The 20736-nt window shown below is 65.3% G+C and carries 22 protein-coding genes; 16 read left to right on the top strand and 6 right to left on the bottom strand.

Translation table 11 applies throughout. The annotated features are described in order from the left end of the window. Window positions 1-109: 109 nt before the first annotated feature. From queA to secF, 5 genes are all read left to right on the top strand, one after another. Window positions 110-1159 (top strand): tRNA preQ1(34) S-adenosylmethionine ribosyltransferase-isomerase QueA, encoded by a 1050-nt coding sequence (gene queA, locus ACTHNZ_RS12105; RefSeq protein WP_440542725.1) that lies wholly within the window; start codon window positions 110-112, stop codon window positions 1157-1159. Window positions 1160-1348: 189 nt separating this feature from the next. Next, the gene (gene tgt / locus ACTHNZ_RS12100) at window positions 1349-2533 is read left to right on the top strand and encodes a tRNA guanosine(34) transglycosylase Tgt (protein WP_440542724.1); all 1185 of its coding nucleotides are present in this window, start codon (window positions 1349-1351) and stop codon (window positions 2531-2533) included. A gap of 177 nt (window positions 2534-2710) precedes the next feature. Then, a complete protein-coding gene (yajC, locus tag ACTHNZ_RS12095; RefSeq protein WP_440542723.1) occupies window positions 2711-3040 on the top strand; it encodes a preprotein translocase subunit YajC in 330 nt (109 codons plus the stop codon). A 121-nt stretch (window positions 3041-3161) separates the two neighbouring features. Next, window positions 3162-5198: a protein translocase subunit SecD gene (gene secD / locus ACTHNZ_RS12090; RefSeq protein WP_440542722.1), complete on the top strand. Its 2037-nt coding sequence runs from the start codon at window positions 3162-3164 to the stop codon at window positions 5196-5198. 42 nt (window positions 5199-5240) lie between these two features. Next, window positions 5241-6191, top strand: coding sequence for a protein translocase subunit SecF (gene secF, locus ACTHNZ_RS12085; protein WP_440542721.1), 951 nt, complete (start codon window positions 5241-5243; stop codon window positions 6189-6191). 187 nt (window positions 6192-6378) lie between these two features. On the opposite strand, the gene ACTHNZ_RS12080 is transcribed toward secF, so the two are convergent. The 3 genes from ACTHNZ_RS12080 to ACTHNZ_RS12070 are packed head-to-tail and all read right to left on the bottom strand — an operon-like array spanning window position 6379 to window position 8193. Next, window positions 6379-6963, bottom strand: coding sequence for a YceI family protein (locus ACTHNZ_RS12080; RefSeq protein ID WP_440542720.1), 585 nt, complete (start codon window positions 6961-6963; stop codon window positions 6379-6381). Between the two features lie 25 nt (window positions 6964-6988). Next, complete coding sequence (locus ACTHNZ_RS12075; RefSeq protein ID WP_440542719.1) at window positions 6989-7555, bottom strand: YceI family protein; 567 nt, start codon at window positions 7553-7555, stop codon at window positions 6989-6991. Window positions 7556-7587: 32 nt separating this feature from the next. Continuing rightward, complete coding sequence (locus tag ACTHNZ_RS12070; protein ID WP_440542718.1) at window positions 7588-8193, bottom strand: cytochrome b; 606 nt, start codon at window positions 8191-8193, stop codon at window positions 7588-7590. A 277-nt stretch (window positions 8194-8470) separates the two neighbouring features. On the opposite strand from ACTHNZ_RS12070, the gene ACTHNZ_RS12065 reads away from it, so the two are divergent. The 9 genes from ACTHNZ_RS12065 (at window position 8471) to ACTHNZ_RS12025 (ending at window position 15627) form a co-directional block, all read left to right on the top strand. Beyond that, window positions 8471-9148: a paraquat-inducible protein A gene (locus ACTHNZ_RS12065; RefSeq protein WP_440542717.1), complete on the top strand. Its 678-nt coding sequence runs from the start codon at window positions 8471-8473 to the stop codon at window positions 9146-9148. Next, window positions 9145-9828 carry a paraquat-inducible protein A gene (locus ACTHNZ_RS12060; protein ID WP_440542716.1) on the top strand — a complete coding sequence of 228 codons (684 nt, stop codon included), beginning with the start codon at window positions 9145-9147 and terminating at the stop codon, window positions 9826-9828. Before ACTHNZ_RS12065 ends, ACTHNZ_RS12060 begins: the two co-directional genes overlap by 4 nt. Continuing rightward, window positions 9821-11485, top strand: a complete 1665-nt coding sequence (locus ACTHNZ_RS12055) for a PqiB family protein (RefSeq protein ID WP_440542715.1) — start codon at window positions 9821-9823, stop codon at window positions 11483-11485. The genes ACTHNZ_RS12060 and ACTHNZ_RS12055 overlap by 8 nt, the downstream gene beginning before the upstream one ends. Beyond that, window positions 11482-12195, top strand: a complete 714-nt coding sequence (locus ACTHNZ_RS12050) for a PqiC family protein (protein ID WP_440542714.1) — start codon at window positions 11482-11484, stop codon at window positions 12193-12195. The genes ACTHNZ_RS12055 and ACTHNZ_RS12050 overlap by 4 nt, the downstream gene beginning before the upstream one ends. Window positions 12196-12251: 56 nt before the next feature. Next, window positions 12252-13565 carry a THUMP domain-containing class I SAM-dependent RNA methyltransferase gene (locus ACTHNZ_RS12045; protein ID WP_440542713.1) on the top strand — a complete coding sequence of 438 codons (1314 nt, stop codon included), beginning with the start codon at window positions 12252-12254 and terminating at the stop codon, window positions 13563-13565. A 237-nt stretch (window positions 13566-13802) separates the two neighbouring features. Next, window positions 13803-14204: a VOC family protein gene (locus tag ACTHNZ_RS12040; protein WP_440542712.1), complete on the top strand. Its 402-nt coding sequence runs from the start codon at window positions 13803-13805 to the stop codon at window positions 14202-14204. Window positions 14205-14216: 12 nt separating this feature from the next. Further along, the gene (locus ACTHNZ_RS12035) at window positions 14217-14927 is read left to right on the top strand and encodes a helix-turn-helix transcriptional regulator (RefSeq protein WP_440542711.1); all 711 of its coding nucleotides are present in this window, start codon (window positions 14217-14219) and stop codon (window positions 14925-14927) included. Between the two features lie 107 nt (window positions 14928-15034). Next, window positions 15035-15358, top strand: coding sequence for a transcriptional regulator (locus tag ACTHNZ_RS12030; RefSeq protein WP_440542749.1), 324 nt, complete (start codon window positions 15035-15037; stop codon window positions 15356-15358). Then, a complete protein-coding gene (locus ACTHNZ_RS12025; protein WP_440542710.1) occupies window positions 15343-15627 on the top strand; it encodes a helix-turn-helix domain-containing protein in 285 nt (94 codons plus the stop codon). Before ACTHNZ_RS12030 ends, ACTHNZ_RS12025 begins: the two co-directional genes overlap by 16 nt. Before the next feature lie 80 nt (window positions 15628-15707). Here the strand turns inward: ACTHNZ_RS12025 and ACTHNZ_RS12020 are convergent, their stop codons facing one another. Genes ACTHNZ_RS12020 through ACTHNZ_RS12010 form a run of 3 tightly spaced genes read right to left on the bottom strand, consistent with a single transcriptional unit; the run spans window position 15708 to window position 18655 of the window. Further along, a complete protein-coding gene (locus ACTHNZ_RS12020; RefSeq protein ID WP_440542709.1) occupies window positions 15708-17162 on the bottom strand; it encodes an NAD(P)(+) transhydrogenase (Re/Si-specific) subunit beta in 1455 nt (484 codons plus the stop codon). Next, window positions 17163-17483 (bottom strand): proton-translocating transhydrogenase family protein, encoded by a 321-nt coding sequence (locus ACTHNZ_RS12015; protein WP_440542708.1) that lies wholly within the window; start codon window positions 17481-17483, stop codon window positions 17163-17165. 17 nt (window positions 17484-17500) lie between these two features. Beyond that, window positions 17501-18655 (bottom strand): Re/Si-specific NAD(P)(+) transhydrogenase subunit alpha, encoded by a 1155-nt coding sequence (locus tag ACTHNZ_RS12010; RefSeq protein WP_440542707.1) that lies wholly within the window; start codon window positions 18653-18655, stop codon window positions 17501-17503. A gap of 347 nt (window positions 18656-19002) precedes the next feature. Between ACTHNZ_RS12010 and ACTHNZ_RS12005 the strand changes: the two genes are divergently transcribed. Together ACTHNZ_RS12005 and mnmA are read left to right on the top strand one after the other, a co-directional pair. Beyond that, complete coding sequence (locus tag ACTHNZ_RS12005) at window positions 19003-19494, top strand: NUDIX hydrolase (RefSeq protein WP_440542706.1); 492 nt, start codon at window positions 19003-19005, stop codon at window positions 19492-19494. 22 nt (window positions 19495-19516) lie between these two features. After that, window positions 19517-20698, top strand: a complete 1182-nt coding sequence (gene mnmA / locus ACTHNZ_RS12000; protein WP_440542705.1) for a tRNA 2-thiouridine(34) synthase MnmA — start codon at window positions 19517-19519, stop codon at window positions 20696-20698. Window positions 20699-20736 lie beyond the last annotated feature (38 nt).

Genomic DNA, 20736 nt, shown 5'->3' with positions numbered 1-20736 from the left:
AATAGCGGTTTATTCAGAACGAACGGCAGCGCGGCCGCACGAGCATCGCGCTTCGCGATCATAACGGCTCGCGAGCCGTCTCGCCGCGCCCGCCGTCGATCAACGCAGCATGTTCACGCTTTCCGATTTCGATTTCAATCTACCGCCCGAGCTGATCGCGCAAACGGCGCTGCCCGAGCGTAGTGCCAGCCGCCTGCTGGACGTAGACACCGCGGCCGCGCCCGCACGCCTCGTCGACCGGCGCTTCGCCGAGCTCCCCGAGTGCCTGGCACCGGGCGATCTGCTCGTCTTCAACGATACCAAAGTGCTCAAGGCCCGCTTCTTCGGCCAAAAGGCCAGCGGCGGCAGGATCGAGGTGCTGATCGAGCGGCTGACCGGCGAGCGCACCGCCCTCGCGCAGATACGGGCGAGCAAGAGCCCCGCGCCGGGCACGGCATTGCGGCTGGCCGATGCATTCGACGTCACGGTCGGCGAGCGCGTCGAGCCGTTCTACACGCTGCACTTTCCCGACGACTGCCTCGCGCTGATCGAGCGCTACGGCCGCCTGCCGCTCCCGCCTTATATCGAGCACGACCCCGATGCGAGCGACGAAACGCGCTATCAGACGGTCTTCGCGCAAAATCCAGGTGCGGTGGCGGCGCCGACGGCCGGCTTGCATTTCGATGAAGCGCTGCTCGCACGGCTCGAGGCGCGCGGCATCGAACGCGCCACCCTCACGTTGCACGTCGGCGCGGGCACGTTCCAGCCCGTGCGCGTCGAGAACATCGCCGAGCACAAGATGCATAGCGAGTGGTATCAGCTGCCGCAAGCGCTCGTCGGCCAAATCGCCGCCGCGCGCGCGCGGGGCGGCCGTGTCGTCGCGGTCGGCACGACATCGATGCGCGCGCTCGAAGCGGCCGCGCGCGATGCCGAGGCCGCGGGACGGCCGCTCGCCGCCACGTCCGCCGAAACCGATATCTTCATCACGCCGGGCTACCGTTTTCGCGTCGTCGATCGGCTCGTGACCAATTTCCATCTGCCGAAGTCGACGCTGCTCATGCTCGTCAGCGCGTTCGCCGGCGTGGAGACGATCCGCGAGGCTTATCGGCATGCGATCGACGCGCGCTACCGCTTCTTCAGCTACGGTGACGCCATGTTGCTGACTAGAAGCGAGCGCTAGGGCGGTGTTCGGGCGCGGCAACGCGGTCTCGGTCCAGCGCGCCCGAATCTCGATTACACGGCCCGGCCGATCCGGGCGCCGTTTCTTCCCCTGCGCCGGCGTTGCTTGCGATCCACGCCCGCAGTTGGCGCTTTCCCGCTTACTGTGGTCTCATGCAGAGCTTTCTCCGGTGGCACTAGGAGCCTATCGATGACCGAAGGTCATACTCCCGACCAACCGCTTGCACCCGTGCCGGGTGGACGCGGCCTCAAATTCGAGCTGCTCAAGACCGACGGCCGCGCCCGGCGCGGCCGCCTGACGCTCAATCACGGCGTCGTCGAAACGCCGATCTTCATGCCGGTCGGCACCTACGGCACGGTCAAGGCGATCCAGCCGCGCGAGCTCGAGGAGATTCGCGCGCAGATCATCCTCGGCAATACGTTTCACCTATGGCTGCGCCCGGGGCTCGAGACCGTCGCCGCGCACGGGGGCCTGCACGGCTTCATGGGCTGGCGGCGGCCGATCCTGACCGACTCGGGCGGCTTCCAAGTCTTTTCGCTCGGCGATCTGCGCAAGATCACCGAGGACGGCGTCACGTTCGCTTCACCCGTGAACGGCGACAAGCTCTTCCTCTCGCCCGAAGTCTCGATGCAGATTCAGAAGGTGCTGAACTCCGACATCGTCATGCAATTCGACGAGTGCACGCCCTACGCGACCGACGGCGTGCCCACGTCGCACGAGGACGCCGCCGCCTCGATGCGCATGTCGCTGCGCTGGGCCAAGCGCTCGATCGCCGAATTCGACCGGCTCGGCAATCCGAACGCGCTGTTCGGCATCGTCCAAGGCGGGATGTTCGAGGATCTGCGCGACGAATCGCTGGCGGCCCTCGCCGACCTCGGGTTTCACGGTTTGGCCGTGGGCGGGCTGTCCGTCGGCGAGCCGAAGGAAGAGATGATGCGCGTGCTCGAGCACGTCGGGCCCAAGCTGCCGCCCGACAAGCCGCACTACCTGATGGGCGTCGGCACGCCCGAGGACCTCGTGGCCGGCGTGGCCGCGGGCATCGACATGTTCGACTGCGTCATGCCGACGCGCAATGCGCGCAACGGCTGGCTCTTCACGCGCTTCGGCGACGTCAAGATCCGCAACGCGACGCACAAGAACTCTCTGCGCCCGCTCGACGAATCGTGCGGCTGCTATACCTGCCGCCATTTCACGCGCGGCTATCTGCATCACTTGCACCGCGTGGGCGAAATTCTCGGCGCCCAGCTCAACACGATCCACAACCTGCATTACTACCTGGAGCTGATGAGCGAGATCCGCGAAGCCATCGAAACGGGCACGTTCGAGGCATTTCGTCTGCGTTTTCGAGACGAGCGAGCGCGCGGCGTCGATTAGCGCACGCTGCTCCGCCGCCTGCTCGGCACCACCGGCGCGGGTCGCGGCGCGCGGCAACCGGCAGGTGAGGAAACCACCCAGCCGGCGCGCGATGCGCCGGTGGTAAAATACACGGCTATTTTTCGATCGCCTGCGATCTTCACGGTCTTTACGATCGTCATTTACGGAGAAACCAACGTGTCGCTGATTTCCAACGCATTCGCACAAGGCGCAGCCGGCGGCGGCGCCGAGTCGAATCTGATGAGCTTCTTGCCGCTCATCCTCATGTTCGCGGTGCTGTATTTCATCATGATTCGTCCGCAAATGAAGCGTCAGAAGGAGCATCGCAACATGCTCTCCGCGATGGCCAAGGGCGATGAAGTCGTGACGAACGGCGGCATGGTCGGCAAGATCACGAAGGTCGGCGAAGCGTATGTCGGCATCGAAATCGCCGAGGGCACGGAAATCACCGTGCAGAAGGGCTCGGTCACGACGATCCTCCCGAAAGGCACGATCAAATCGCTCTGACGCGGCCCGCCCGGCCGCACCCGGCTCGTGGCGGCGCGCCTGACGCGCGGCGCCACACCGGCCGCCCGGCAGGCAAGCGCACGGCACCGCCCCCACGCCAACCCACCCGTTCGGCTCCCCCATGAATCGCTACCCCCTTTGGAAATATGTCGTGATGGCCGTGGCGCTCGCCATCGGCCTTCTGTACACATTGCCCAACTTCTACGGCGAAGCGCCGGCCGTGCAGGTGCTGAGCGGCAAGGCCACGGTCAAGCTCGACGAGTCGACGCTCTCGCAAGTCGAGTCCACGCTCGCCGCGAACCAGATCAAGCCCGACGACGTGACGTTCGACAACGCCACGACCAACGCCAACATCCGTGTCCGCGTGAAGGACACCGATACGCAGCTGCACGTCAAGGACCTGCTGCAAAAGGCGCTGAATCCCGATCCGAACGATCCCCAATACGTCGTCGCGCTCAATCTCGAAAGCGCGTCGCCGCGCTGGCTCACCGCCCTGCACGCGTTGCCGATGTATCTCGGCCTCGACTTGCGCGGCGGCGTCCACTTCCTGATGCAGATCGACATGGCGGGCGCGCTGAGCAAGCGCCTCGATTCCGATGCTTCCGATGCGCGCACGTTCTTGCGCGACAACGAAATCCGCGAAGGCGGCGTCAACCGCGTCGGCCAATCGGTCGTCATCGATTTCGCCGATCAAGCGACGGCCGACAAAGCGCGCACGCAGCTCTCGCGCAGCGTCACCGAACTGCAATGGGCCACGCGGGCCGCGCCCACGGGCGGCGTGCAGGTGGTAGGCACGTTCGCACCCGCGCAGCTGAGCGCGGTCGAGGAAGCCGCCGTCAAGCAGAACATCCAAACGCTGCACAACCGCGTGAACGAACTCGGCGTGAGCGAGCCCGTGATCCAGCAGCAAGGCGCCGATCGCATCGTCGTCGAGCTCCCGGGCGTGCAGGATACGGCCAAGGCGAAGGAAATCATCGGCCGCACGGCCACGCTGGAAGCGCGCCTGGCCGACCCGGTCAACACGCATCCGGCGCCCGGCGAACCCGTGCCGCCCGGCGACGAGCTCTTCACCGAAGGCAACCAGACGCCGGTGCTGCTGCGCAAGCAGGTGATCTTCACGGGCGACAGCATCATCGATGCCTCGGCCGGCTTCGACGAGCACCAGCGCCCGTCCGTCAACATTCGCTTGAACTCGTCGGCCGGCCGCGCCGTGGCCAGCGTCTCGCGCGACAACATCGGCAAGCCGATGGCGATGGTGCTGTTCGAGAAGGGCAAGGGGCAGGTGCTGACGGTCGCGACGATCCAGTCCGAGCTCGGCGATCGCTTCCAGATCACGGGCCAGCCGACGCCGCAAGCGGCTTCCGATCTCGCGCTGCTGCTGCGCGCGGGCTCGCTGGCCGCGCCGATGGAAATCATCGAAGAGCGCACGATCGGCCCGAGCCTGGGTGCCGACAACATCAAGAAGGGCTTCGATTCGGTCATCTACGGCTTTGCCGCGATCACCGTGTTCATGATCGCCTACTACCTACTGTTCGGCCTCGTCTCGGTCATCGGGCTCTCCGTCAACCTGCTGCTGCTCATTGCCGTGCTGTCGATGCTGCAGGCCACGCTGACGCTGCCCGGCATCGCCGCCATCGCGCTGGCGCTCGGCATGGCGATCGACTCGAACGTGCTGATCAACGAGCGCGTGCGAGAGGAACTGCGCCACGGCGCGCCGCCTCAGCTCGCGATCCAGAACGGGTATGCGCATGCCTGGGCGACGATTCTCGACTCGAACGTGACGACCCTGATCGCCGGCCTGGCACTGCTCGCCTTTGGTTCGGGCCCCGTGCGCGGCTTCGCGATCGTTCACTGTATCGGCATCTTGACCTCGATGTTCTCGGCCGTGTTCTTCTCACGCGGCATCGTCAACGCGTGGTACGGCGGCAAGAAGAAGCTCAAGACGCTCGCGATCGGCCAAGTCTGGCGCCCGCAAGCGGCCGAAGGCGTCGCGTATCAGCAAGTCGCGAGCGATGCCGACGAAAGCACGGACACGATGCGCGCGGCCAAGGCCATCAGCGCGCCGCCGAAGGGCAAGGGCGGACACGGCGGCGCAAAGCCGGTTCTACGCAACCGCGCGCGCGAAGGCGCCGCGGCGCGCAAACCAGGCTCGCGCTAGGCGCCCCCGCTAATCGGTTCGCGAGAACCCGGAGACCAATCCATGGAATTTTTCCGCATCCGCAAGGACATTCCGTTCATGCAGCGCGCGTTGATCTTCAACGCGATCTCGTTCTTGACGTTCTTCGCGGCGGTGTTCTTCCTAATCCACCGCGGGCTGCACCTGTCGGTGGAATTCACGGGCGGCACCGTCATCGAAGTGCAGTATCCGCAGGCCGTCCAGCTCGACCCGGTGCGCACGACGCTCGACAAGCTAGGCTACGGCGACGCTCAGGTGCAGACGTTCGGCACCTCGCGCGACGTCATGATCCGGCTGCCGCTGAAGCAAGGGCTTTCGTCGTCGCAGCAGAGCGAGCAGGTGATGGCGGGCCTGAAGCAGCAGGACGCCGGCGCGCAACTGCAGCGCGTCGAGTTCGTCGGGCCGCAGGTGGGCAAGGAGCTGGCCACGAACGGCCTGCTGGCGCTCGCGTGCGTCGTCGCGGGCATCGTCATCTATCTGTCGTTCCGCTTCGAGTGGAAATACGCCGTCGCCGGCATCATCGCGAACTTGCACGACGTCGTGATCATTCTCGGCTTCTTCGCGTTCTTCCAGTGGGAGTTCTCGCTGTCGGTGCTCGCCGCCGTGCTGGCCGTCCTCGGCTACTCGGTGAACGAATCGGTGGTCATCTTCGACCGGATTCGCGAGACGTTCCGCCGCGAGCGCAAGATGACGGTGATGGAAGTCATCAACCACGCGATCACTAGCACGATGTCGCGCACGATCATCACGCACGGCTGTACGCAGATGATGGTGCTCTCGATGTTCATCTTCGGCGGGCCGACGCTGCACTACTTCGCCCTCGCACTGACGATCGGCATCTGCTTCGGTATCTACTCGTCGGTGTTCGTCGCGGCTGCGTTGGCGATGTGGCTCGGCGTGAAGCGAGAAGATCTGCTCAAGGACAAGAAGGCGAAACACGATCCGAGCGATCCGAACGCAGGCGCACAAGTTTGACCGGTTCGTTGCTCGAGAGAGGCTCCGAACGGTTAGGCGCAGTTAGCGGCGACTAGGAACGATTCAACCGTCCGAACGACGGCGCGCATGCGGGTGAGCCCGCTGCGCGCCGTTTTTGTTTGCCGTCCGCCGCATCGGCGCGCGGGCGGTTTCTACGAGGCTGCACGGAGCAGCCGGCGGGGAACGCTTACTGCTTGATGCCTTCGGCCTGAATTTCGAGCTTCGTGTCCATGTTGAAGCCGTACGTCTTGCCGAAGTCGAGACCGAATTCGTCGCGCGGGAAATCGGCATCCGCCTCGACGCCGCACACTTCGCGCTTCAGCATCGGGTGGGGCATGCACTTGAACGATTTGATCTTCAGATCGACGGGCTTGGTCACGCCATGCAGCGTCAACGTGCCGATCACCTCGACGGGCTTATCGCCGTCGAATTTGATCTGCGTGCCTTTGTAGGTGGCCGTCGGATATTTCGACACGTCGAAGAATTTGTCGTCTTTCAGATGGTCGTTGAGTGTGGCATTGCCCGTATCGATCGAAGCCGGATCGATCGTCACGTCGACCGTGCCGGTCTTGTTCTGACGGTCGAGCGTCACGGTGCCCGTCGTCTTCGTGAACTTGCCCCGCCATACCGAGAGGCCGCCGAAGTGATCGGCAGCGAAGCTCGGATACGTATGGTTCGGATCGAGTTGATACGTGTCGGCCGCGAACGCCGGCGTGAGCGAAACGATCGATGCGGCCGCGACGGCGGCGGCAATGAGAGTGCGCGTCTTCAATGGATTCTCCTTGTATCTTCGAAGATTACGATTTCTTCGGAACGACGATGTGGAATTTGATCGTGACTTCATCGGCGACCGTCGACGTGTCCTTCCACTCGCCGGTACCGATGTCGAATTTCAGGCGGCTGATCGGCAAGCTACCGTCGAACGTCTGTTCCGCGCCTTGCTGGCCCACCGTCATCGGGAACGAGACGGTCTGCGCCTTGCCCTTGATGGTCAGCGTGCCCGTCACGGTGTACTTGCCGGCACCCGCCGGCGCGATCGCCGACGAAATGAAAGTGGCTTTCGGATAGGTCTTGGTGTCGAACCATTCCTTGCCGCGTACCTGCTCGTTGTAGCTGTCGTCGCCGAGGTCGTAGCTACCGACGTCGACGGTCAATTGCGCGCTGCCGGCGGACGGCTTGGCCGGATCGAAGCTCACTTTGGCGTCGAATTTCTTGAACTTGCCCTCGACCGGCACGTTCATTTGCTTGGAGGTGGCGGTCACCATGCTCTTCGCCGCATCGACTTGCGCGAAGGCGATGCCCGACGCTGCCATCGAGGCCGCCGTGAACGCGGCGAGCATGTAACGATAAAACGATGCTTTCATTTCGATCCTTCCTGGTTGACGTCTTTCATCTTTCACTTCTCTTCCAATTGCCGCAAACCGGGCTTTTTTCGTTTCCGCTTCAGCCACGGGATCATGCGGGCGAGCACGCCGTCGCGGTCGATCCACTGATGCTTGAGCACGGCGCCGACGTGGGCCAGCACGAGCGCGGCCAAGCCCCAATTGAGGACGAGGTGGGCCGTCTTGAAGACGACCTTGAGCGTCGGGTCCGGCGCGATCAGCCGCGGCAGCGGCACGATGCCCAGGTAGACGACGGGGACGTTCGATGCCGAGCTGAATAGGTATCCGGTGATGGGGATCGCAATCATCGCCACGTACAAAAGCGCATGCACGAGATGCGCGCCGGCACGCTGCCAAGCGGGCATGCCCGCCGGCAACGGCGGTGCGCGATGCGTCGCGCGCCAAAGAATGCGCAGCGTCGCGAGCGCGAACACCGTCACGCCGATCCACTTGTGCCAGGACACATAGCGCAGCTTGGCCGGCGTGAACCCCGGGATGCTCGTCATCACCCAACCGAGCGAAAAGCCGCACACCATCAATGCGGCAATCAGCCAATGCAGGCCGATCGCCGTGGATGTGTAAGCCTCGTCGGAAACGGAAAACGAATTGCGCTTTGTCATGGCCGTGCTGCAAAAATGGATCGACGCAATGCTAACCCAAGCCGCTTTTCCATGTGGCCCCCGATTCGACGCCGCCCACCACTGGTGCGGCCCGGCGGCGTGGCGCGAAAGTTGCCGTACCCAGTCGCCGCACGGCGCTTCGGGCGTACGTCCGGTTGCGTCGATCGATGAGCGCGGAGCGTCCTTTTGGTAAGATGGGCGCGGGTTTGCGAGGCATCGGCCGTCATTTTCGCACCGGCTCGTCCGCCCTGCTCAACGGAGTCGACACGCAACGCCTATGAACGGAAACGACCTTATTGCATGTCATGACTGCGACGCACTGTTGCGAAAACCGCGTCATTCCGTGAAGGGCAGCGCACGGTGCCCGCGCTGCGGTGCGATGCTCCATCGCACGAGCGCGGTGCAACTCGAGCGGATCACCGCGCTCACGCTCGGCGCGCTCTTCACGTTTCTCATCGCACAAGCGTTTCCGATCGTCGAGCTCGAGATCAACGGCGTGACGTCGCAAACGACGCTGATCGGCGCACTCGTCGCGCTGTGGAACGAAGGGATGCAACTCGTCGCCATCGCCGTCTTTTGCTCGACGTTCCTGTTTCCGCTGATCGAGCTGCTCGCCCTGCTCTACGTGCTCGTGCCGATCCGTGCCGGCACCGTGCCGCCAGGCTTCAACCTCGTGCTGCGCGCGATCCAATTCGTGCGGCCTTGGGGCATGATCGAAGTCCTCATGCTAGGCATCCTCGTTACGATCGTCAAAATGACGAGCCTCGCGCGCGTGGTTCCCGAAGCCGCCCTGTTCGCGTTCGGCGCCTTGACGCTGATGCTGGCCGTCGTCGTCCTGTTCGACCCACGCGCGCTGTGGGACATCGCCGACGCGATCAGGGCACGACGCACGCGCGGCAAGCGCGCCCGGCAACCGGCTCCGCCAGCCTCGGGCGGTAGCGCGCATATTCGATGAAATACCTCAGCGCCGCCCGCGCGGGCCTGATCGGTTGTCACGCCTGCGGACACGTGCAGGCACGCGCCGCGTCCACGTCGCCTCATCGCAGTGCCGCCCCCGCGCGGCCACGGCACTGCGAACGCTGCGGCGCAACGCTCCATCTGCGCACCCCTGACAGCATCTCGCGGACGTGGGCGCTCCTGATCGCGGCCGCCATTCTCTACATCCCGGCCAATCTGCTGCCCGTACTGCACACCACCTCCTTGTTCGGCAACGAGGACGACACCATCATGAGCGGCGTCGTCTATTTCTGGGTATCCGGCGACTGGCCGCTAGCCGTGATCGTCTTCGTCGCCAGCATCCTCGTGCCGATGCTCAAACTGAGCGTCCTCGCGCTACTCGCCTGGACGACGCAGCGGCGCTCCGACTGGCGGCCGCTCGAGCGCACCAAGCTCTACCGCATCGTCGAGCGCATCGGCCGATGGTCGATGCTCGACGTCTTCGTGATCACCTTGACCGTCGCGCTCGTGCGCTTCAAGTCCCTGGCCGTCATCACGGCCGGCTGGGGCGCGCTCGCGTTCGCCTGCGTCGTCGTGCTGACGATGCTCGCGGCCCTTCAATTCGATCCGCGCCTGATTTGGGACTGCGCGGACGCCCGTGCCCCACGCGCGCCAAACTCCGGACGACACCATGACTAGCCCGCAAGGACAGCCTCCCTCCTCGAACGGCGGCCCGCCGCCGGACCCGGAACTGCCGCCCGACCTGCCCGAGCTCGAGCAAGTGCGCCGCGCGGGCTGGCTGCCTTCGCTCGTCTGGCTCGTGCCGCTCATCGCCGCACTCGTCGGCATCGCGCTCGTCGCCAAGTCGGTCATCGATCGCGGGCCGCTCATCACGATCAGCTTCTCGACGGCCGAGGGGCTCGAGCCCGGCAAAACGAAGGTCAAGTACAAGGACGTCGACATCGGCGCGGTGAAGACGATCCGGCTCTCGCGCGATCACTCGCGCGTCATCGTATCGGTCCAACTCACGAAGGAAGCCCGCGACTTCGCCGTCGACGACACGCGCTTTTGGATCGTGCGCCCTCGCATCGGCACGACGGGCGTGACCGGGCTCGGCACGCTGCTCTCGGGTTCGTACATCGGCGTCGATGCCGGCCGCTCGCATGAATCGCAAACGGACTTCGTCGGACTCGAGAAGCCGCCGGCCGTCACCGGGGATCAGAAGGGGCGGCGCTTCTCGCTGCACGGCACCTCGCTCGGCTCGATCGACATCGGCTCGCCGATCTACTACCGGCGCGTGCAAGTGGGGCAAGTGGTCGGCTTTTCGCTCGATCGCGACGGCACCGGCGTGTCGATCGACGTCTTCATCGATGCCCCCTACGATCAGTACGTCGGCCTGAACTCGCGCTGGTGGCATGCGAGCGGCGTCGATCTGCGCATCGACTCGGGCGGGCTGAAGCTGAACACGCAGTCGCTCGCGACCGTCATCGTCGGCGGGCTCGCGTTCCAGTCCCCGCCCGGCGAAGCAGTCGGCGCCGAGGCGCCCGACGACACGGTCTTCAACCTGGCGGCGAATGAGAGCGACGCGATGCGCGCGCCCGACGGCCCGCCGATCACCGTCGTCATGAACTTCAATCAGTCACTGCGCGGGCTGTCCGTCGGCGCGACCGTCGATTTCCGCGGCATCGAACTCGGGGAAGTCACCGGGATCGGCATTCAGTACGACCCGAAGGCGCGCGACTTCACGATGCCGGTCACGATGAACCTCTACCCCGACCGCCTCGGCCGGCGATTCCGCGAGTCGATCGAGCAAGGCGGCGAATCGGCGGGCAAGCAATTATTGCGCACGCTCGTCAAGCATGGGCTGCGCGGCCAACTGCGCACGGGCAACTTGCTGACGAACCAGTTGTATGTGGCGCTCGATATGTTCCCGAAGGCCGCGCCGGTCTCGTTCGACGAGAACCGCACGCCGCTCGAGCTGCCGACCGTGCCGAACGCGCTCGAGGAGCTGCAGGTGCAGGTGGCCGACATCGCGCGCAAGGTCGATCAGATTCCGTTCGACAAGATCAGCAAGAACCTGAACGGCACGCTCGAAAGCGCGAACGGGCTCTTCAAGCAATTGGACACGCAGCTCGCGCCGCAGGCGCGCGATACGCTCGCCGCGGCGCAGCGCACGTTCGGCGCGGCGCAATCGACGCTGCAGCAGGACTCGCCGCTGCAATCGGACATGCATCAGGCGCTTACCCAGCTCACGCAGACGCTGCAAACGCTCAATGCACTCGCCGACTACCTCGAGCGACACCCCGAATCGCTCTTGCGCGGCAAAGCCAAGGACAACGACGGGACGAAACCATGAAGCGTGAACGATTCGATCGCCACGGGCGGGTGCCGCGCCTGCTCGCCGCCTTTACCGTGCTAGTGGGCGCAGCCGTGCTCTCCGGCTGCGCCTCGTCGCCGCCCGCCCGTTTCTACACGCTCGGCGGCGAGAGCCCTTCCGGCCAGGCAGGGGCCGCCGGCGCGGCCAAGTCGCCCCCGTTCCTCATCGAAGTGCCGACGCTCGACGTGCCTTCGCAAGTCGCGCGCAATCAGATCGTCGTGCGCGACAGCGCGACGCGCGTGACCGTGCTCGAGCAGGAGCGCTGGGCGTCGCCTCCGGCCGATGAACTGCGCCGCGCGCTCTCGGGCGACCTCGCGTCCAAGCTCGGCACGTTCGACGTCTACGGCTCGCCGCATCCCGAGAACGTGCCCGTCTATCGCATCGCCGTGAACGTGCGCCGGTTCGAGTCATGGCCCGGCTCGCGCGCCGTGCTCGATGCGGTATGGAGCGTGCGTGCGCTGCGCGCCCAGACCGTCGTGACGTGCCGAACCGTCGAAACCGAAGCAGTCGGGCCGGGCTTCGATGCGCTCGTGGACGGCCACCGGCGCGCCGTCGGCGCGTTGTCGGACACGATCGCGTCGGTCGTGCAGGCGATGGCGTCCGCCGCACGCCCGTCCGCGCTGCACGTCGACGCCGGCGATTGCACGACCGGCAGCACGGACAGCGCTCGCGGCACCGGCGCGCCATGACGGGCTGACCTTCGCACCCGCGTACAATGACGCCTTTGCACGCTCGGTCGTCCTCCATGTCTTCGCCCACGCCGTTCGAATTTTTTGCCCCTTGCCCGCGCGGGCTCGAAGCCGCGCTCGCCGCCGAGCTCGCCGAGATCGCTCAACGCCTGCCGAGTACCGCGCCCGCCGCGCCGTTCGAGGCGGGCGCCCAAGTACCGGGCGGCGTCCATTTCCGCGGCGGCTGGGCAGCGGGCATGGCGGCGAACCTGCATTCGCGCATCGCGAGCCGCGTGCTCCTCAAGATCGCCGAGCGCCCCTACCGCGGCGAACAGGACATCTACGCCCTGGCCGCCGAGCAGCAATGGGAACGCTGGTTTTCGGCGAACGAAACGCTGCGCGTCGACCTCACCGCGATCAAATCACCGCTGCGCAGCCTGGAGTTCGCCACGCTGCGCGTGAAGGACGCCGTCTGCGATCGGCTGCGCAGCGTGAGCGGCGCTCGCCCGAGCGTCGATACGGCCCAGCCGGACGTGCGCGTGTTCGCGTTCCTGACGGCGACGGTCTGCACGCTCTACCTCGATACGTCGGGCGAGCCGCTGTTCAAGCGCGGCTGGCGCCTCGACAAGGGCGCCGCGCCGCTGCGCGAGAACCTCGCGGCGGGCATTCTGCGCCTGGCGGGATGGACGCCCGGCACGCCCATTTACGACCCGATGTGCGGCAGCGGCACGTTCATCGCCGAAGCCGCCCAGATTTCGCTGGGCATCGCACCCGGCGTCGAGCGGCGCTTCGGCTTCGAAAAGCTCAAGCAATACGACGTGTCGGCCTGGCAAACGATGAAGGTCGCAGCCCTCGACGCCAAGCGCGCAGCCGGCGCCAAGAAAGCCGATTTGCCGATCTTCGCCAGCGACATTTCGGGCGACATGCTCGAGAAGGCCCGCGCGAACCTGGCACGTGCGGGCGTGCCCTCTGTGTGGCTCAAGCAACTCGACGCACGCGCGATCGTGCCGCCGATCGAGCAGCCGGGGATCATCATCGCGAACCCGCCGTATGGCGAACGGATCGCCGTGCGCGGCCGCGGCCCGCGCGGCGAAGTGCGCGAGCCGCGCCACGCGAGCCGCGACGACGGTGCCGAGGCGTTCAGCCGTGCTCAGCCCGATGCGGCCGACGCTGAGTTCTTCCGCGCCTTCGGCGATGCGCTCAAGCAGCGTTTCACCGGCTGGCGCGCATTCGTCCTAACAGCCGACCGCTCACTGCCAGGGCAAATGCGCTTGCGCGAATCGGCGAAAACGCCGCTGTTCAACGGGGCGCTCGAATGCCGGCTGTTCCGCTTCGATTTGGTTGCGGGCAGCGTGAAATCGCGGCCGGGGTCGTCCGCACCCTGCGGCTGAATTCGCCCTCTTTCCCCTCTTCGCTTACTTCTCCGTCGAAAGGCCAGGCTCCGTCGGCTCGCAGCCGAACGGGCCTCAGCGCCATCCTCCGCCGCCCCGGGTCTCGGCGTGCCGGCCATCCCTCGAAATGGGGACAACCTGCTGACAGAACGGTGTCAGCAGCGCTGTCGCACACTCTGTCTCACGCGCTATCCGGCGCCTTACCCAGCCTGCCTGCCCACCTCGACGGAGACTGTCATGACCGCTACTGCCACTGCCACGCGCACGATTTCCTGGTTCGAAATTCCCGCCATCGATTTCGAGCGTGCCGTGCGCTTCTACGAAGCCGCGTTCGACCAGCCGATGCGCCGCGAAGTCTTCGGCGGCGTCCCGATGGCCGTCTTCTCGCATGAGGAAGAGGCGACCGGCGGGGCCATCGTCTGCAATCCGCGCGACATGCGGCCGTCGGTGACGGGCGACGGCGTCACCGTCTACCTCGCCGCCGAACCGACGTTGCAGGCCACGCTCGACCGAGTCGCGCCGGCCGGCGGCAAGATCGACGGCTCGATCGTCGAACTGCCGAACGACATCGGCTACATCGCCTTCTTCATCGACCCGGAAGGCAATCGCATCGGCCTGCATTCGCGCCATCTGCGTTGATACACTTCGGCCATGACCCGACGTGCGGACCGCCTCTTTCAGATTGCCGAACTGCTGCGCGGCCGGCGGCTGACCACCGCGCAGCAGTTGGCCGAGTGGCTGCACGTCTCGCAGCGCACGGTCTATCGCGACGTGCGCGATCTGCAGCTGTCGGGCGTGCCGATCGAAGGTGAAGCCGGCATCGGTTATCGGCTGAGCCGCTCGGCGAGCCTGCCGCCGCTGACGTTCACGGCCGAAGAATTGGCGGCACTCGCGGCCGGCGCCAGAATGATCGAAACCTGGGGCGGCGCCGCGCTCGCCGGCGGCGCCCGCAGCGCATTGGCGAAAGTGGCCTCGGCGATGCCGGCCGACAAACGTGCGACGCTCGAGCGGCTGGCCGTCTTCGCGCCTTCGTTTCATATCGACCGGGCGTTTTCGGAAAAGGTGGATACGCTGCACCGGGCCGTCGATACGCGCCACGTCGTGAGCTTCGCATACCGCGATCGCCTGGGCGCGCAAACCGAGCGGCGCATCTGGCCGCTGAGCCTCGTCTACTGGGGCGGGCGCTGGACCGTCGGTGCCTGGTGCGAACTGCGCGGCGATTTCCGCAACTTCGACATCGCGAACATGACGAACGTAGCCGAGCACGAGCCCTTTCCCGATATGGAAGGGCGGCGCCTCGCCGATTACTTGCGCCGCGTCGAAGCCCCCTCCGATCGAAAGACCCCGGCCGCTGGCCGATAGGTCACGCTTCTCTTAGTCTGGTTTTTAAGCCATCCGATCCGCTCGCAAATGAACGGCGGTACGCTGGATCTCCCTGGACTACTATACGGCGAAGCCGTATGCTGTCGATGTATACCGTTGTCGAAACTGAGACGTTCGTGCAATACACAGATGGCATGTGGCGCGAAAACGAACGTGAAGCATTGATATCGTGGCTCGCACGCAATCCACTCGCGGGCGACGTCATCCCTGGCAGCGGCGGCTTGCGCAAGCTTCGATGGAGTCGCAACAGTCTGGGCAAGCGCGGCGGTGCCCGCGTCATTTATTACAACGTGCTGGAAGACGGGCGAGTATGGCTGTTGATCGCTTATACGAAATCGAAGTTCGATTATTTGCCCAATGCATTCCTGCGCACGCTACGTGAAGAGGTCGAAAGATGGACACGGAACTAGAGCAATTTCAAGCCGACCTTCTGAAGTCGGTTCGCGACATGAAAGCGGGCCGCGCCGCCCGCTCCACCCAGGTCGAGCCTACGGTGGCAGCACTGGCTCGTGCGAAAGTGGGGCTTTCCCAGAGCGCATTCGCTGCCATGCTGGGCGTATCGGTAAGAACGTTGCAAGATTGGGAGCAAGGCCGCCGCGAACCCACGGGAGCGGCCCGCACGCTTCTGCGCGTGGCGGTCACCCATCCGGACGCGTTGCGCGACTTGCAAACGGCTTGACGGCGCCAATAGCGCAACCGAGCCACCACGCCACCACACTGAAGCAGGCTGCTGCCCCGTCGGCAGCAGCCTGTTACCCATCACTCCACGGCCTTCACCATATCCTCGATCACCTTCTTCGCATCGCCGAACACCATCATCGTCTTGTCCATGTAGAACAGTTCGTTGTCGAGCCCGGCATACCCGGCGGCCATCGATCGCTTGTTGACGATGATCGTGCGCGCCTTGTAGGCCTCGATGATCGGCATCCCCGCGATCGGCGATTTCGGATCGTTCTTCGCCGCAGGGTTCACCACGTCGTTCGCGCCGAGTACGAGCACGACGTCCGTTTGCCCGAACTCGTTGTTGATGTCCTCCATTTCGTAGACGAGGTCGTACGGCACCTCGGCCTCCGCGAGCAACACGTTCATATGCCCCGGCATCCGCCCTGCCACGGGGTGAATCGCGTAGCGCACGTCCACGCCTTTTTCGATGAGCTTATCGGTCAGCTCCTTCAATGCATGCTGCGCGCGCGCCACGGCCAAGCCGTAGCCCGGGACGATCACGACCGATTCCGCATTGCCGAGCATGAACGAAGCGTCGTCGGCCGAGCCCGACTTCACGGGCCGCTGCTCCGCGGCTCCGCCCGCCGCTGCCGCACCGGGCTCCGCGCCGAACCCGCCCAGCAGCACGTTGAAGAACGAGCGGTTCATCGCATGGCACATGATGTACGACAGGATTGCACCGGAAGAGCCAACCAATGAGCCGGCAATGATCAGCATCGCGTTGTTCAGCGAAAAGCCGATGCCGGCCGCCGCCCAGCCCGAATACGAGTTCAGCATCGAGACGACGACGGGCATGTCGGCCCCGCCGATCGGAATGATGATCAGCACCCCGAGCGCAAACGCGATGACGGTCATGATGATGAACGGCAGCCACGATTGCGTCAGGAAAAAGATGATCCCGAAGCCGATCATGCCCAGCGCCAGCATCAGATTGATCAGGTGTTGCCCCGGATAAACGACCGGTGCGCCCTGAAACAGCCGGAACTTGTACTTGCCCGATAGTTTGCCGAAGGCGATCACCGAACCGCTGAACGTGATGGCGCCAACGAACGTGCCGATGAACAGCTCGATCCGATTGCCGTAGGGCAGGAACCCGGCATCGGGTGCGTCCGGGGGCACGAGGCCGAATGCCGCCGGCTCGCTGACCACCGCATAAGCGATCGCCACGGCCGCGAGACCGATCAGCGAGTGCATCGCCGCAACGAGCTCGGGCATCTTCGTCATCTCGACGCGAGCGGCGACATACGCCCCGATAGCCCCACCCACGACGAGCGCCCCGAACAGCAGAGCGAGCCCGAGGGCGAGGTTCGAGCCGAGCAGCGCCGCTTGCTTGACGATCAGCGCGACCGTGGTGAGGATCGCGATCGCCATCCCTACCATGCCGAACACGTTGCCGGCACGCGCGCTTTTGGGATTCGAGAGCCCCTTGAGCGCCTGAATGAAGCAAACCGAGGCCAGGAGATAAAGCAGCGTAACGACATTCATGCTCATTTACGCACCCTCCTTCTTCGCCGCTTTCTTGGGTTCCTTCTTCTTGAACATCTCCAGCATGCGCCGCGTCACGAGAAAGCCACCGAACACGTTCACCGCCGCCAGCAGCACCGCGAAGGTGCCGAAGAACTTGCCCGGCGTGCCCACGGTCAGGCCCGCCGCGAGCATCGCGCCCACGATGACGATGGCAGAGATGGCATTGGTCACGGCCATCAGCGGGGTATGCAGCGCCGGCGTGACGTTCCAAACGACGTGGTAGCCGACGTACACGGCCAGCACGAAGATGATCAGATTGATGACGGTGTGATTGATGATTTCCATCGCCTCGCTCCTGTTCGTTATGCCGCCTTGCGGGCGACGGCGCCGTCGCGGGCAAGCAGCGTTTGCGCGACGATGTCGTCGTTCATGTCGATGTTGAGCGCCCCTTCCTTCGTGACGATCAGCTTCAGGAAGTCGAACAGGTTGCGCGCATAGAGTGAGGAAGCATCGGCGGCGACCATCGCGGGCAGATTCGTATGGCCTACGATCGTCACGCCGTGCTTGGTCACGACCTTGTCCGGTTCGGTCAGCGGGCAATTGCCGCCGCGCACGCCGGGCAGCCCCGCGAGTTCGGGCCCGCGCCCCGCGGCCAGATCGACGATGACCGAGCCGGGCCGCATCGCCTGGACCGTCTCGGCGGATAGCAGCGTCGGCGCATCGCGGCCGGGGATCAAGGCCGTGGTGATGACGATGTCGGCGGCCTTGGCGCGCTCGTGCACGGCAGCCGCTTGACGAGCGAGCCACGAAGGCGGCATCGGACGCGCATAGCCGCCGACACCCTCCGCCGCGTCGCGCTCCTCTTGCGTTTCGTAGGGCACGTCGAGGAACTTCGCGCCGAGCGATTCGATCTGCTCTTTCACCGCGGGGCGAACATCGGACGCTTCGATCACCGCACCGAGACGCTTCCCCGTGGCAATGGCCTGCAAGCCGGCGACGCCCGCGCCGAGAATCAGCACGCGCGCGGCCTTGACCGTGCCGGCCGCCGTCATCAGCATCGGCATGAAGCGGGGGTACAGATCGGCGGCGAGCAATACGGCCTTGTAGCCGGCGATGTTCGCCTGCGAGGAGAGCACATCCAAGCTTTGCGCGCGCGTGGTACGCGGTGCGGCTTCGAGCGCGAAAGCGGTGACGCCCGTATCGGCGAGGCGCGCCGCGTTCTGCGCGTTGAACGGCTCGAGCATGCCCACGAGGACGGCGCCGCGCTTGATCAGCGCGAGCTCGGTCTCGCTCGGCGATTGCACCTTCAGGACGAGATCGGCGGAAAACGCCGCGTCGGCCTCGGCAAGCTCTGCTCCGACGGCGGCATAGGCATCGTCCGTGAAACTCGCGGCCGCGCCCGCGCCGCGCTCGATCGTAACGCGATGCCCCGCTTGGACGTACTTCTTCACCGTCTCGGGCGTCGCGGCGACGCGCGCTTCGTGCGCGCGCGTCTCGGCTGGCACTCCGATGTGCATCGTCAAATCCTCCTCTCCTGCTCGTCATGACACGAAGACGGACCCGACGACGCTGCGCCGGCTCCATCGTTTGAATACGTTGACACGGCTCAATCGGTGCTGCGGCTGCGCAGGCGCGCGAAATCGACTCACGAGGCGGCGCCGAGTGCCACTTTAACCGAAGTCCGCTCCGATCGAGAAAAATCGGTGCCATACGGGAACAGAAGAGAACAGAAGCGAAGAAGAGAAGCGGCGGCTCTCTTCGAGGACGAGGCGCAACGCCGCCGCGCCTTCCCGGCTGTATCCCGGGCGGGGCGGCGCGAGCACGCCGTCGGCATCGAGCGCCGCCCACCGGTAAAATGGCGGCCATGAAAGAGGAACAGGAACGCTGGACGCCCCGCGTCACCGTGGCCGCCGTCGTCGAGCACGAGGGCCGCTTTCTGCTCGTCGAGGAGCAAACGTCGGAAGGTTTGCGGATCAATCAGCCCGCCGGGCACTTGGAATCGGGCGAGACGCTCGTGGACGCCGTCGTGCGCGAAACGCTCGAAGAGACGGCGCTCGCATTCGTGCCGGACGCGCTCGTCGGCGTCTACATGACGCACATCGATCGCCCGGACGGCCAAGCCGCCACGTTTTTGCGGTTTACGTTCCGCGGCCGGCACGAGGCGCTGGACGCGCCGCGCGCGCTCGATACGGGCATCGTCCGCACGCTGTGGCTGACGCCCGGCGAGTTGCGTTCCTGCCGCGCGCGCCATCGCACGCCGCTCGTCATGCGCTCGGTCGAGGATTACCTTGCGGGCCGGCGCTTCCCGCTCGACGTCGTGCACACGCACTCGGTCGGGCCCCGTAACGGCAAGTAAAAGCAGTCGGTCATTGGCACACATGGGTAAGCAAAGAGTCGTGGTGGGGATGTCGGGCGGCGTCGATTCGTCGGTGACGGCATGGCTCCTCAAGGAAGCGGGTTACGACGTCGTCGGCCTGTTCATGAAGAATTGGGAAGACGACGACGACATCGAGTACTGCTCGACGCGGCAGGACTGGATCGACGTCGTTTCCGTGGCCGATCTGATCGGCATCGACGTCGAAGCCGTGAATTTCGCCGCCGAGTACAAAGAGCGCGTGTTCGCCGAATTCCTGCGGGAATACTCCGCAGGCCGCACGCCGAACCCCGACGTCCTGTGCAACGCCGAAATCAAGTTCAAGGCGTTCCTCGATCATGCGATGGCACTGGGCGCCGGGACGATCGCCACCGGTCATTACGCGCGCGTGCGCGAGACCGACGGCCGCTTCGAATTGCTCAAAGCCAAGGATTCCACGAAAGACCAATCGTATTTCCTGCACCGGCTCAATCAGGCGCAATTGTCGAAGACGCTGTTTCCGCTCGGGGAAATTCCGAAGACGGAGGTGCGCGCCATCGCCGCATCGATCGGCCTGCCCAACGCAAAGAAGAAAGATTCGACCGGCATTTGCTTCATCGGCGAACGGCCGTTCCGTGAATTCCTCAATCGTTACTTGCCGACCAAGCCGGGGCCGATGAAGACGCCGGACGGCAAGGTCGTGGGGGAGCACGTCGGGCTCGCGTTCTACACGCTCGGACAGCGCAAAGGGATCGGCATCGGCGGCAGCAAGTCGGGCAGCGGCGAGCCCTGGTTCGTCGCGAGCAAGGACATGGCGGCGAACACGCTTTATGTCGTGCAAGGGCACGACCACGCTTGGCTGCTCTCGCGCACGCTCGTCGCCGGCAACACGAGCTGGGTGGCAGGGGCCGCGCCCGAGCCGGGCGCGCGGTTCGGGGCAAAAACCCGCTACCGGCAGGCCGACGCGGCTTGCGCGTTCGGCGCGTTCGGCGCGCTCGGCGCGCTCGGCACTCGCGATGCCGGTGCCGACCGCGAACGCTTCACGCTCACGTTCGACGCGCCGCAATGGGCCGTGACACCGGGGCAATCGGCGGTGCTTTACGACGGTGACGTCTGCCTTGGCGGCGGCATCATCGAATCGGCTCATGCTCACGATTTGCCGATGGAGCAGCCGGTGCCCGCTCCGCTGCCGATCGTTCCCGATTAAACTGGCGCATCTTTTCGGTCACGGCAGCGGCTGCCCAG

This window comes from Trinickia sp. (assembly GCF_051953955.1).
Classification (GTDB): Bacteria; Pseudomonadota; Gammaproteobacteria; order Burkholderiales; family Burkholderiaceae; genus Trinickia.
Note: the sequence above shows the minus strand (reverse complement) of the source record. Positions and strands in the feature narration are given on the sequence as shown.